The organism is Bacteroidota bacterium (assembly GCA_037133915.1).
In the GTDB taxonomy this organism is placed as follows: domain Bacteria; phylum Bacteroidota; class Bacteroidia; order Bacteroidales; family CAIWKO01; genus JBAXND01.
Window position 1 is genome coordinate 1 of sequence record JBAXND010000010.1, and the last position, 14,118, is coordinate 14,118.

At 43.7% G+C, this 14,118-nt stretch carries 7 protein-coding genes; 1 reads left to right on the top strand and 6 read right to left on the bottom strand.

What is annotated here, in order from left to right; translation table 11 throughout:
• Positions 1 to 13: 13 nt before the first annotated feature.
• The 4 genes from WCM76_04960 to WCM76_04975 form a co-directional block, all read right to left on the bottom strand.
• Positions 14 to 571 (bottom strand): hypothetical protein, encoded by a 558-nt coding sequence (locus WCM76_04960; protein ID MEI6764969.1) that lies wholly within the window; start codon positions 569 to 571, stop codon positions 14 to 16.
• Between the two features lie 259 nt (positions 572 to 830).
• On the bottom strand, positions 831 to 1,718 hold the full coding sequence (gene fabD / locus WCM76_04965; GenBank protein MEI6764970.1) for an ACP S-malonyltransferase: 888 nt from the start codon (positions 1,716 to 1,718) through the stop codon (positions 831 to 833).
• Positions 1,719 to 1,824: 106 nt separating this feature from the next.
• Positions 1,825 to 3,573 (bottom strand): hypothetical protein, encoded by a 1,749-nt coding sequence (locus WCM76_04970; GenBank protein ID MEI6764971.1) that lies wholly within the window; start codon positions 3,571 to 3,573, stop codon positions 1,825 to 1,827.
• A 190-nt stretch (positions 3,574 to 3,763) separates the two neighbouring features.
• Positions 3,764 to 4,315: an RNA methyltransferase gene (locus tag WCM76_04975; protein MEI6764972.1), complete on the bottom strand. Its 552-nt coding sequence runs from the start codon at positions 4,313 to 4,315 to the stop codon at positions 3,764 to 3,766.
• Between the two features lie 209 nt (positions 4,316 to 4,524).
• On the opposite strand from WCM76_04975, the gene mutS reads away from it, so the two are divergent.
• Positions 4,525 to 7,110 (top strand): DNA mismatch repair protein MutS, encoded by a 2,586-nt coding sequence (mutS, locus tag WCM76_04980; GenBank protein MEI6764973.1) that lies wholly within the window; start codon positions 4,525 to 4,527, stop codon positions 7,108 to 7,110.
• A gap of 12 nt (positions 7,111 to 7,122) precedes the next feature.
• Here mutS and WCM76_04985 read toward each other — a convergent pair whose 3' ends face one another.
• Positions 7,123 to 8,466 (bottom strand): OmpA family protein, encoded by a 1,344-nt coding sequence (locus WCM76_04985; protein ID MEI6764974.1) that lies wholly within the window; start codon positions 8,464 to 8,466, stop codon positions 7,123 to 7,125.
• A gap of 65 nt (positions 8,467 to 8,531) precedes the next feature.
• Positions 8,532 to 14,099 (bottom strand): hypothetical protein, encoded by a 5,568-nt coding sequence (locus WCM76_04990; protein MEI6764975.1) that lies wholly within the window; start codon positions 14,097 to 14,099, stop codon positions 8,532 to 8,534.
• Between the last annotated feature and the right edge of the window lie 19 nt (positions 14,100 to 14,118).

A 14,118-nucleotide genomic window follows, 5' to 3' on the forward strand; every position in this document is an offset into this window, starting at 1 on the left:
AAAGGGGGTCAGCTTAACGCGGAACTAGGGGACCAGTTTGCGCGTATTCTCCAACATGGGCAGGATTTGCAATGAAAGGCGGCTTTTTAAGGATGCAGACATAACAGGTGTCGCCGGGTTTTACATCAGCGGCAGTGCGTGCTTTGCTGTTTACTGCAAACGGTGTAACATATTTCACCGGACACCGTCCTTCGCGGATGATACGCTCCCATGCCGAAGGAAATTCAACGCGCTTGAGCAAGGGACCGTTCACCATCCGTTTAATCATTTCCTTGAGCATAGGTCCTTTCAGATAAGGGCGCACACGAGTCATAATGCAATGATAAATAAAATCATTGGCAATTAACTTGACCGCATCGGGGCCGAACTTTTTCCATTTTGCAAAGTCTCTTGTACCAATCAGCAGAAAAGGATCTCCTGCATTCATGGAATGTTCAAAAGAGGCGGTTGCCTCTTTTGGGGCAAAATAAATCGGCGGCTGCCTGTAATAATCGGCAAAGACCTCATGAATTGAAAATTTACAGAAACTGTACTTCGCTGTTAAGTAATCAGCAAGAATTTTGTCATCCATAGCAATAATTTTTAAGTGTTAATTTTTTACAAAAGTACAAAAAAAACATTAAAAGCAGGATTTTTTCAAAAATTAATTTACTGATAAACAACTTATTGCATTATTTATGTATACTTTATTTTTGTCGATATTTTTTGGCTTTCGGTAGCTATTTTTTCATAATTCCGTCGAAAGTTCTAATCGAATTAATATTCATGCGAACAAAAAAAAAGCCGAAGCATTTTCGCTCCGGCTAAAAACAATCGTCTTTTAATAAAAATTATCCGGCAAATTCGGCGCCCGAAGCCTCAGCAGAGGAATCAATTTTTTTCACCAGGCCCTGCAATACGGTTCCCGGTCCCACTTCAATAAAAGTGGTGGCCCCGTCGGCAATCATATTTCTAACCGTCTGAGTCCAAAGAACCGGTGAGGTAAGCTGCGCAATAAGATTGGTTTTTATCTGACCGGGGTCAGAAACCGCTCCGGCATTTACATTCTGGTAAACGGGACAAATGGGCTCATGAATGGTTGTTGCATTAATGGCTTCAGCAAGTTCGATACGTGCAGGTTCCATTAATGGAGAATGGAAGGCTCCGCCCACTTTTAGCGGCAGCGCTCTTTTAGCGCCTGCAGCCTTGAGTTTTTCGCATGCAGTGGTAATACCACTATTGGTACCCGAAATGACGAGCTGACCCGGGCTGTTATAGTTTGCGGCCACTACAATATCATCTATTGTAAGCAGAATGTCCTCGGCAATTTTATCATCAAGCCCAATAATGGCAGCCATAGTGGAAGGATTCGCTTCGCAGGCTTTCTGCATAGCTTGTGCGCGCTTGGCAACAAGTCTGAGACCATCTTCAAATGTCAATGCTTTATTGGCCACAAGAGCTGAAAATTCGCCCAGTGAATGTCCGGCAACCATTTCCGGCTGAAAGCTATCGCCGAGTACCGCTGACAATATTACTGAGTGTAGAAAGATGGCAGGCTGCGTTACTTTTGTCTGACGCAAATCCTCATCGGTGCCGGCAAACATAAGATCGGTAATCCTGAATCCAAGAATGTCGTTTGCTTTCTCGAACATTTCTTTTGCAAGAGCCGATTTTTCATACAGGTCTTTACCCATTCCAACGAACTGGGCGCCCTGCCCCGGAAATACATATGCCTTCATTATTTTTATATTTAGTTTTGAATTTAAACTTCCGCAAAATTATAAAAAAACAGGAAAAAAAAGAGGCTGCCTTTGCAGACAGCCTCTTTTCTGTATCGAATTGAAATTATTTCGTTGCTTCCTGGAAAGCGGCTTCCTTGAAATATTTCAGGAATTCGCGGTCTTCCTTGGCTTGTGACCTGTAAGCTGCATCAGCGGTGATTGCTTTGCGGATGTTTTCATACATCTGTGAAGTGTTGCCACTGCGTGCTCCGGCAATTGCCAGCAGATAATAATCAGCAGCAGTCATCGGTTTTACACAACCCAGTGTTGTGGTAGCGCCCGAAGCATTGCCGGAAAGAAGTTGTGCAAGAGCAATGTTGTTTTTGCATTTCTTAGCACCAAAAGCGTTGAGAGCTGCAGTATAATCACCTTTTCTTATTTTGAGCAGGCCCATGTTGTAGCTAACGTCAATGCCACCGGCTTTGGCCTGGTTGAAATAGCTGTCAGCTGTTTCATTCTTTTTGTTCCAGAAATTCAGAACTCCAATGTTGTAAAGAACCTTAGGCTCACTTGCTTTCAGGGTGTTTGCTTTATCAAGGTAGGTAGCTGCTTCGTCCAATTTACCAAGGCTCATGGCTGCGTAACCTGCATTGCAGAAGTTTTTCCATTCCTGAGGATAAATGGTGGTAGCCGATTTGTAGATGGTATATTTAGTTTCCATGTTGTCGGTAAGGGTAGCGGCATACAGCAACTCTTTGTTATCTAATTTCTCAGGTGCTGAAGTTGAAAGCTGCATAATTTCTTCTTTTGATTTTTTGGGAAGGTAGCAAACAATCTTGATTTCTGACCTTCTGAGAACTGAGAGCATGGTCTCAACTTCAGTATAGATAACGGTCATGTCTTTCATTGCTTTTTCGCGTGCAGCTTTGTTTTCCTGGCTCTTAATCACGTTTGTGATGGTTTCTTTCTGCGGCATATTTGAAGCCTGCAGTGCTTTCATGAATCCGTCGAAATCTTCGCCTTTAGCGGCAACAGTAACGGCCAGTTCTTCGGGTTTGGTAATGTTCAGCGTTTTGGCTTTGATCATTTTCTTAACCTGATCAATGAACCAAGTATTGCCAACTTTTCCTCTTTCGTCAGACAGTTTCTGATTGAGGGTAAGTTCACCTTCGGGTGATGCCCAGGCGTTGATATCAATTGATTTTACTTTCCAGTTTTTCTGCAGGAAAGCAAGAACAGCTGCGAGTGTATCAGCGTTCGCTTTGTCTTTGTTCAATGCGAGGTTGGTATTCAGGTTTGATTTGTTGTATTCGAAATACAAATTGCCTGAGTGAGTAATGAGGGTTTCGAGTTCGTATCCGTGGTCAGCTACCTGAAGGTCTTCATCTCTGACAACTCTTTCGGATGTGTATACAACGCCGTCGGCAAGTTTAATCTGACCGAGTTTAACGTCTGTTTTCTTTTTCAATGAGGCAGAAGGATTGATGAACAATTCCGAAGCATTCATGTTCGGGTTGTAATCAAACACGTCGGTATAAGTGAATGTTCCGCCGGTTTTGTAGTTGATAGTTTGTCCGTCACCTACAGCTTTTTCGCCCTTTAAAGTAATACTTTTCAGTTTGGTAAGTTCAACTCCCTGCATATTGGTAAGTACAGGAACGATCTCCAGTTTTGCTTTTTTGTGAAAGTATTTTGCCGGGAACGTGCCATCGATCTGAACAGTGATTCTGCCTCCAGTGGATTCAAGAACCTCGGGTGTAGCTTTAAACTTCACTGTCGGGTACTTTTTAATCATCTTGCTCAGTCCGCAACCTGATAGCATTACTACTGCCAGGATAACTGCAGTGAATACCTTAAAGTTAACGATTCTCATAATTCTATTTTTAAAGTTAATAATTGGATTGGCTCTTTATTTTTCGACACAAATATATAAAAAGATAATTCATGCGGTCAGGGTTTTGTTAAAAAAAGAGAAATAATAATTTTTCTTTCATTTTCCCGAAAAAGATATATAGCTAATTAACAAGGCATTGTATTAATTATATCCGACCCGTACCTTGGTGCTATATGTTATTAAAATTGCGCGAGATGCGATACTTCTCAAAAAGCGCCCAAATCATTATTCCGGCACTTACCGATACATTCAGACTGTGCTTGGTGCCATACTGCGGTATTTCAACACAGGCATCGGCATATTGAAGCAGTTTTTCATCAACGCCATTTACCTCGTTTCCAAAAACCAGTACAATGCCGTTCCCAAAATCAGGAATAAATTCATGCACAGGAATGCTGTCATCTGTTTGTTCAACAAGATAGATTTTATATCCGGCATTTTTCAATTTCTCAATGGCAATCTCAGCGTCCGGAAAATATTCCCATTTTACAGAAAGTGTTGCATCAAGTGCCGATTTCTGAATTTCCCGGTCGGGCGGCGTGGCGGTTATTCCGCAAAGACAAATTTTTTCAAGCCTGAATGCATCTGATGTACGAAATACGGAACCTATATTATGCCTACTTCTTATATTATCAAGAACCACAACCATGGGTACTTTTTCCGACTCGTGAAATTGTTCCACATTCATCCGGTTCAGTTCTGAATTCTCGAGTTTTCGCATTGCTGTTTCGTTAAATCAAAATATTCTCTTTGTAATTCTTGATGAATAATTATTTTACAGATTGCAAAGATACCTCCGACGAAGCAATTTTCACGTCACGGCAATAAAAGTTTTGAGCAGATTTCGGCTTATAATTTTAACTTTGCCGTTAACAAGCATTTCAAAAAAAATTGGCAGAGAATAAAAAAGAGATTGCGGAAACACCTTTGATGAAGCAATACAATGCCATCAAAGCTAAATACCCCGACGCACTTTTGCTGTTCAGGGTGGGCGATTTTTATGAGACCTTTGGCGAAGATGCCGTAAGGGCTTCATCTATTCTTGGCATTGTACTTACGCGCCGCGCCAATGGCTCCGCGACCTACATTGAATTAGCAGGATTTCCGCATCATTCGCTTGACACCTACCTTCCGCGCCTGGTACGGGCAGGTTTGCGCGTTGCCATCTGCGACCAGCTCGAAGATCCCAAACTCACAAAAAAAATTGTAAAACGCGGCATTACCGAACTGGTTACCCCGGGTGTTGCCTACAACGACAAAGTTCTGAATCATAAAGAAAATAATTTTCTTGCCGGTATTCACATGCAGGGTAAAATAACCGGCATTTCATTCCTCGATATTTCAACAGGTGAATTCTATATTACACAAGGTGCACAAGATTATATTGATAACCTGATGCAGTCATTCCGCCCCAGCGAAGTGATTGTTCAGAAAAATAAAATGAAAGAATTTACCGCGGCCCACGGTGAAAAATTTTACACCAACACCTTTGAAGACTGGGTTTTTACAAAGGACTTTACCTACGACCTGCTGCTGAAACATTTCGAAACGACTTCGCTGAAGGGATTTGGTGTAGAAGACCTCGATGCCGGTATTATTGCAGCCGGAGCGGCATTGCATTATCTGGCCGAAACGCAGCACGACCGGGTTAAACATATCAGTAAGATATCGCGCATTGAAGAAGACCGCCATGTGTGGCTCGACCGTTTTACGGTTCGCAATCTTGAACTGATTTTTTCGCCTTTCGAAAATGCCGTTACGCTGCTTGACATACTCGACCGCACGCTTTCGCCCATGGGCGCCCGCCTGATGAATCGCTGGCTGCTCATGCCACTCAAAAACAAACAACTTATTGACGAACGATTGGATGTTGTAAAATATTTAATCAACGAAAATGAGTTTGCCGATGAGATTCGTAAAAATATAAAAGTAACGGGCGACCTCGAACGTCTCATTTCAAAAGTGGCGGTTGGCAAGGTAAGCCCGCGTGAAGTGGCACAGGTGCGCCGTGCGCTCGAAGCCATTGAGCCCGTGAAAGAAGCCTGTGAAAAGTCCGGTAATTACGCTTTGCAGAAGATTGGCGAGCAACTTAATCCCTGCCATCTGATAAGCGAACGTATAAAAAAAGAATTGCATCCCAACCCGCCAACGCTTGCGAACAAAGGAAATATGATTGCCGACGGCGTTTCTGATGAGCTTGACGAACTGCGCAAACTGGCGTATTCGGGCAAAGATTTTTTGGTTCAGATACAGCAACGTGAAAGTGAGCGCACCGGCATTCCTTCCCTGAAGATAGCGTATAACAACGTGTTCGGATATTATCTTGAAGTAACAAACACCCATAAAGACAAGGTTCCGCCCGAATGGCACCGCAAGCAAACGCTTGTCAACTGCGAACGCTACATCACCGACGAGCTGAAAGAGTATGAAGAAAAAATTTTGGGTGCGGAAGAAAAAATATTCGCGCTTGAAACAAGACTTTTTAATGAACTGGTGCTGGCCCTGGCTGATTATATCAATCCGATACAGCTGAATGCCTCGCTGATAGCGCGCCTCGACTGTCTGTTATCATTTGCCACCTTTGCGGTGGAAAATAATTATGTGCGTCCCGAAATCAATGAATCATACGTTATCGACATCAAGAACGGGCGCCATCCGGTGATTGAAAAAAATCTGCCGCCGGGCGAAAAATACATTGCCAACGACATTTATCTCGACGATAAAAAACAGCAGATAATAATTATCACGGGACCGAACATGGCCGGAAAATCGGCGCTGCTCAGGCAAACGGCACTCATAGTGCTGATGGCTCAGATGGGCTCTTATGTTCCGGCAACTTCTGCATCTATTGGTATTGTTGATAAAATATTTACCCGTGTAGGTGCTTCCGATAATATTTCGTCGGGAGAATCAACGTTTATGGTTGAGATGAATGAGACCGCGAGCATCCTGAATAATATAAGCACGCGCAGTCTCATTTTACTGGATGAGATAGGGCGCGGAACCAGCACTTATGACGGTATTTCCATCGCATGGGCCATTGCAGAGTATCTTCACAATCATCCCACATACAAACCAAAAGTTCTTTTTGCTACGCATTATCATGAGCTGAATGAGATGGCGGAGATTATGAAAGGCATCCGCAATTTTCATATCACGGTAAAGGAAGCAGGGAATAAAATTATTTTTCTGCGCAAGCTTGTTCCGGGCGGCACCGAGCATAGTTTCGGAATTCATGTCGCAAAAATGGCGGGTATGCCGCAGCCTGTTATTGACCGTGCCAACGAAATGCTTATACAGCTTGAGAAATCGCACAGCGGACAGGAAATCAGCCGCAAACCCGAAAAGAAACCACGCCCCGACGATGAATTTCAGCTGAGTTTCATCCAGCTCAACGACCCGCTGTTAGAGCAGATAAAAACCGATATTCTGAACATAGACATCAACACACTTACCCCTGTAGAAGCGCTGATGAAACTCAACAATATAAAAAAGCTGCTGGGAAAAACAGAATGATGTATCGGAAAATTATTTCTTGTAGGTAATCTCGCACCGCCTGTTTTTCGCGGCCTCCGCTTCTCGTGTACCGCCGGCATCGGGAACTAACAGTTTAGAATCACCATAGGAGCGGATATCCATTCTGTCGACAGCAATGCCGTGGCTGATAAAATAATCGCTCACAGCGTTTGCCCTTTTCTGGCTTAGTACCAAATTGCCTTTGGCCGGCCCCCTGCTGTCGGTATGACCGAATATCTCAATACGGAGAAGCGGGTATTTTTTTAATGTATCAACAACCTCATTCAAACCCGCATAATATTTTTCCCCGATATTGCTTTGCCTGTACCCAAAATTAACTATAAGCATAAAATCAACGATGCCAGGGGTTTGTAAAATTTTATCGACAGATGCGACTGTATCGGATTTTGATTCTACAGTTGTATCTTTAATTGAGGTCGGTTCAGAAAAAAGCACGCTGTCAGTAGCCGGAAAATTTGCAGCATATATATCGCCCTCGCGCACAAACCAGGCCTCCTCACTACCCGGCGTCATCAAAAATCCATAATCATCGCCTTCACTGTTGTAAGGTTTTCCAAGATTAACAGGTTTTCCACAGCTTCCATCCTTATTTAACGTTACTTCGAAAATATCCAGTCCGCCCAAGCCCGGATAACCATCAGAAGCGAAAAACAGGGTTTCGCCATCGGCTGAAATAAAAACCGAGCGCTCATTCTTATCTGTGCTGATGCTCATTTTCACAGGACAGCCCCACGTATCATTTATTTTTTTGCTGATGTATAAATCCATGGGTGCCTCATAGTCAGTACCGGATGCCACAATAAAAGTTGTTCCGTCGGGTGAAATGCACATTCCGTCAGTCGCGGTGATGCCTGTCATATTATATTGTTTGACGAAAAACGGATTGATGCCACCACCCAACCCTACGGAATTAGTCCATGTTTTACCATTCATTTCCGCCTTATAATATGGGCCACCGTTAAACTGCCAGCCGTGTGCCCAGCTTTCGTAAACCACATATTTCCCGTCGGGCAAGACTAAAGGTTCATCCTGCCCTTCACCTGTGTTTATCGTATCGGAAAGGGAATGTGCTTTTTGCCAGATTCCGTTTATACGTATACTATAATATATATCACCGTCTGCCCGTGTGCGGCCGTCATCAGTTTTAATGTAACGCGACCAACGTTTACCGCCCCGATTGCTCATAAAGAAGATGTTTTTCCCATCGGGAGAGATGGAAATATTGGCTTCTCCCGAACCGGAATTCAGGCTGTCGGCTCTTGCTATTGTTACGTTGTCTTTATTTTCAATGACATTATTATGCTGCGCCGTCGCAGAAAAAAGCGGGACAAGCAAAAGAATATATGTTAACGTCATTTTGTGCATACGGAACATCTTCAAATCCGGCTCAACCGGAAACGTTATTGTTTATAATGGATAATTTTATCGGAATACTCATGCGTTTTGCCATCCGCGTCTGTTCCGCTAAACCTGAAATAATAAGTGCCTGAATTAATTGCAGAGGCATCCCAGGTAACAGTATGCGGACCAATAGAAGCAGGGCAACCGCCTATGTGATCCACTGATTTTCCGTTCACCGTGTATACATCAATAAAAACGGATGCAAGGTCGCTGCCCAGTTCATAATAAAAAGTAGTTTCTTTTGAGAACGGGTTTGGGCTGGCGTGAACATCGTTTATCCAAGGGCTTTCCAGAACTTTAATACGCATCAGTCGGTTATTGTTTTCAAGGCATATTTCGCAGATGGAATCGAGTGATTCTATTTTTGAATAGATTGTTACAACGTAGGCGTTTTGAGTAACTGTGTACGGCAGTGTATAAGTAATTGCCTGATGTGCCATCAAGGCGTCGTAATGCATCTCGCCAATCTTCAGTGTATCTGTTCCGATGATAGAAAATACACGAAGCATAACATTTGTAACGGGCACTGCGCCGTTCTCGGCATTGACTGTCACATTCATAACTTCACCCTTTTGCACTTCGCTTTTGTCGGATATCAGATTTTTTAATCTGATATCGGAAGCAGGAAACACCAGAAACGATGAGTCGGGATAGGAATAACTTTGTGTTGAGAACTGCCCGCTATAACTGATATCAATTTGTGAAATCAGATTCATCAGGTCGAATATGGAATCGCAGGTACGCTCATTCAGCCTCAGATGGATGAACAGGTCTTTTCTCTGACCCGGGGTAAATGCTCCCATAGGCGCATTTACAACAGGGTTGGAATATGTGCAGAACACGGGAAGGCTGTCGGGAAGTACGAAAAATGCCTGCCCGTGACGGACATCCAAAACGGTATTCACTGCAATATCGCTACCCATGTTGTAAGTCGAAATCAATGCAACCACATCAAGTTTAGTATCAGGCTTAATACTCACAGAATCATTGTCACCAACAGGTTTGCCGTTGACCGAATAAATCTTTTTTGTGATTATCATCCGGGGGCCATTTGATATAATGTGCACAACTCCCGAACTGACAGAATCATTGGTGCCGGAATAGGTGAAATTTAGCTGCTCACCTGAAGTTATCGGCAAATTTTGCGCGATAGGCGCGTTATACGTGTTTACCTGACCCTGTTCGAGCAGAAATATTTTAGACGTGTCGGCTGATGGAAAATTGTGGAAGGAGCTGATGTCAATCACTTCCTGTCCGCTGCCCTGACTGTAAGAGGCAGGGAGGCTGTTTGTCATGGCAGAAAAATCAGTACAGTTTACATCGTTAACCGACCATTTCACGTTCTGGAGACCTTTGAACTCCGGTTTTGTATTAATAGTAATATCTTTAAGATTTCCCTCGCCAATCACCAGTTTTTCAAATTGCACAACATTTCCGTTCGGGTATTTCTCGGCCATACTGAACTGCAGTTGCGGGACATCGTAATTTACCGTACCATTATGGATGCCCGTGTAATGAACTTTATCTCCGGCAATTGTGAACGGGATGCTGTAAACGCCTTTTGCCAGGGTTTCGTCAACGCTGATAAGGAAAATAAAATATGCCCTGCGTGTAGGCTGCAGAAGGTTCAGTGTGTCGCCCATTTTTACCAGAACTTCCTGATCGGGCTGATTAAAGCGCCATCCTGTAGTGAATGACCCGGGTTGATCTCCCAGATGCAGAATAGCACCGGTATTGGGGTCTGCCACCGCAGGCACCAGCGGTCTCGGGTAGGCCACATACTTCATCACCACGTGCGAGTTACCGAGTTCCGGAGGTATCACCGGTGTGACTTTTGTATCAATCCAGTTATCATCAGTACCATTGACCACGGTAACGATTGCTTCTATAAAACTGCCACTCACGCTGAGCGGGAAGCCCGTAAGGTCCGGATTGCCCGGATCGGCCAGAGGAACAAGTGTCAGTGTTTTATGATCGACCACCGGGTCAATAATTGCAGGCAATGTTACTGCAGGGTCAATAAGACTGCAAGGATCTTTGCCTCCGGCATACGTTGAAACAGACACATCGCCGTAGCCATAAGAAACGTGGTATGGGTCAAAATTACCATCGAACCGGTGAGGTTCGTTCAGGTCTTCAACCACGTGTTTTACATAGCATGTATCAATTCCATATTTAACCACATAAGGGCTTGGTGAGGATTTTATGGAAAGATCAACGCCCTCCGCATATGCCGACAATGTATGAGAGAATATTACCCATGGAGACCCGCCAAAGATTTCTTCCACAACCAGCCATCCTCCTTTACTGATATCAACGGGTCCTTCTTTTCCTTTACCTTCATAGAGTGCATTGATTGTAAAATGAACCTTCCCGAGATCGTCAAATCCGTCGTTTCCATATATATTATCATTTCCTGCCGACCAGCCCTGGTCGACCTGACCGGCCATCCCGGCATCATTATGCGGATAAACGTTGGGTGTACCCGTAGGATAGCTTTCGCCATCGCCAAGCATAAAAGCATCATGCAGATATCCGGTTTGGGAATGAAAACGGTCGCCGCGGTCATCTATCCAGTCATCAATGCCATCGCCGTTCGAATCACAGAGTGCCGGCGGAATAAGCAGTTGCGGGATATGAATGTGATAGCGAAAATCGTCTTCCCAGATGCTGATGGAATCCTGTGTGTTTGGATTATTGAGCCATTTCTGATAATTATGCCCGTCTACCTGAACAATGGCGTTCATATCGTAACTCCCGTCGTTTCTTTTGGGCAGCGTAATTTTATAATCAGAAAATCCTTTCGGGATATCATAAACCATATAACCAAAAACGCCATCGCCAAGTTTATCAATACCTTCAATAGCCATCGACGGGTCGTTATAATCCACATCATGGCCTGCATTGCGAATCCAGTAATATGAATATTCCGTTGAGGCATCCACATTAAAGGAAATATTTGCCTTGCCTTTCGCAGGTAGTGTTTTTAGCACATTATTCAGGGAATCCTTAATAATGAAATTGTTTGTGAGATATTCAAACTGGAGCGGGTTTGGCAGCGGCGCGTAATAAGTGTAGGTTGTGCGGATCGGCGTTTTCTTTGATTCATTGAAAACGGTCTTGTAATCAATATTTGAATAATTCGACCGTTTAGGCGTTGGATTGTTCATGTCTATTTCTTCGCCACCCATCGAAAGCACAGCAATAAATTCATTATGGGGCTGGGGAACCGTTCCCACACAACTGTCGGTTGGCAACAAATGATAATGCGAGGCAGCCGTATCAATAAACGTATAGCCTTCATAATTGTTTATGCTCTGATAGATCATCTGTGTCCATTTTATATGGCCCGTGGAATCCCTGTCCATCCAGTGCGTCCAGGATGTATCCGTCAGATTTGGACTATTGAGGTTGGGAGAATAGGGATAAAACATACCCGGAACTGAATCGGTCAGAAGACCGTTAACATGCCCTATACCTGCAGCCATTCCGACCAAATCAGGAGGATCAACCCAAATTTCGTAGGAGCAGAAAGGATCATATACCTGATGTCCGGGCACCTGATTGATATTCCAGGTAACTTTCCACACGCGGATTTTATCGCCCGGTTCACCAACTTCCGGAATCCCGTCGTTATCGTTATCCTGCGCTCTCAACCCATCATGATCTATGTCTTCATAATAGGGTACGCTGTCGCCGGTAGCGAGCCTGTGCCAGGGATTTTGCCAATAGACAGAATCTTCAATCAGTGTATATCCTTTCGGATAAATGGAGGCTGTATCAAGCCAAACATCAGGATGACCGTTATTGCTGATATCAAAATCAGGAATACCTTGGTTGTCGCTGCCTTTAAGAACATCCACGAATTTTCCCCCCGGTGTTTTCAGCACAGGAACATTGAGGCTGTGATCGACCCAATAGAACGGAACATCCTTCGGAATATACTGAACGTACTGTGTTTGTTGGGCAGGCGTACGCTCCTTGTTCTCCATAATCATAAAAACTTTAAAGGGCTGGTAGTAAATTCCAAGAAAATTTTTCCAGTTCAAATCTGCATCTGCAACAATATCGGCGCTGAACATTACATCAGCATAAGCGTTCGTTTTATTATATCCATGTTTTCCCTCGGAATTTGAATATGTGGTAGTGTTGACGGAGGTGCTGATGTAAGTACTCCATGACATATAATGGTCAATATCCTCGTGAATCTGAGATGTGAGCGAGGGTGTTTTCAGTCGATAGACAATCACGGATTCGGAATATGGCTGTAATGAAACTCCGGTCATTATAAGATCGGAGCCATTAAAGGAATAGGTGATTCCCGTTGTGGTCACATCAACAAAAGAGAAATACGCATTAATATTTTCTTTGATAGTTATACCGGAACATGCTACTGACGATAGGTTGCGCACTTTTACACGCACTTCAAACGTATCCACTTTATCATAAGGAATTGCATTTTTACCTGCAAGAATGCCGTTGGGAAGGTTGTTATCCACAGAGCGTGTAACATCTATGCTGTTTGACAACGCATACAACAAAGTATTGAATGTCCACTGCAATTGCCTGCTGCCATTGAGTATATCGCTGTTTCCGCCAACAGTTGGCAGACCCAGATTACAGATGATTCTGCCGCCGTGCAGTTGCGGCCCTTTAAGTACGAATATTGCAGGAGCTGCATTTGTTGCCAGGCGCGCGACCACTTCCGCTCCACCCGGACTTACCAGTGGAACTGAACTTGCATAAAGAAAATTACCGGTAGCTGTAGTAGTAAACGAAATGGGATTTGTAGGGCTGCTTACATTTATAGCAACGAGATTGGTAAGTGGATCAGCGTTTACGGCATTACTGAAATCGACGGCACCCTGAGCCAGGTATCCAAGTTTTTCAATAAGGCAAACTGCATTTCCTTCGGTGTAGATGGTTCCACCGCGGCAAAGAAAAGTGTCAATCCTTGCCTTCATATTCGGTGAAGCCGCCAGCACGCTGTCCATGTATGACATGTAATCATTGCCGTTCACGGTAAATGAAGGAATAATAAGCATTTTGGTATTCGGAGAAAGATAATTATTATCAAATGAGTGTTCATCAACCGGATAATACATATTGCTGAAAAGGTATGTGTCGAATGAATTTTTAAAATACATAGACTCCCATGAAATGCTCAGATTGTTTTGTTTAATGGAACTTTGAAATAATGCAACCGGCTGCTGCCAGCTTTTAAATTGCAGGGAATAATGGTCCGCCCCCGACCATGTATAGTTCGGATAATTCGTTGCTGTTACGGAATTATAGTCCTGTGGAATCTGCTCCGGCAAAATAAAACTCCCTCTGTTTGTTCCTGCCGTAGCCCAGTAAACCGAATACTCTCCAAATTTAGGAAAAAGCAGACTGTCAACATTTCCCGAAAAACGATAATCGGCTTCTGACTTCTGGAGAACCAGTTTATAGGCTTTCAGAAAATCCGCCTGTGAATTATTCGTGGGGATGATTACTCCCTGCGAAAAGACAGAACTGCTTAAAAGAAAGAGAAGTGCTGCAACGGATGAATACCGGATATTTTTCATAGAAGACTGTATTACAAAT

What these genes read in the sequence shown, in the direction of transcription:
- WCM76_04960 (MEI6764969.1), bottom strand. Translation starts at nt 571, where the DNA reads ATGGATGACAAAATTCTTGCTGATTACTTAACAGCGAAGTACAGTTTC.
- fabD (MEI6764970.1), bottom strand. Translation starts at nt 1,718, where the DNA reads ATGAAGGCATATGTATTTCCGGGGCAGGGCGCCCAGTTCGTTGGAATG.
- WCM76_04970 (MEI6764971.1), bottom strand. Translation starts at nt 3,573, where the DNA reads ATGAGAATCGTTAACTTTAAGGTATTCACTGCAGTTATCCTGGCAGTA.
- WCM76_04975 (MEI6764972.1), bottom strand. Translation starts at nt 4,315, where the DNA reads ATGCGAAAACTCGAGAATTCAGAACTGAACCGGATGAATGTGGAACAA.
- mutS (MEI6764973.1), top strand. Translation starts at nt 4,525, where the DNA reads ATGAAGCAATACAATGCCATCAAAGCTAAATACCCCGACGCACTTTTG.
- WCM76_04990 (MEI6764975.1), bottom strand. Translation starts at nt 14,099, where the DNA reads ATGAAAAATATCCGGTATTCATCCGTTGCAGCACTTCTCTTTCTTTTA.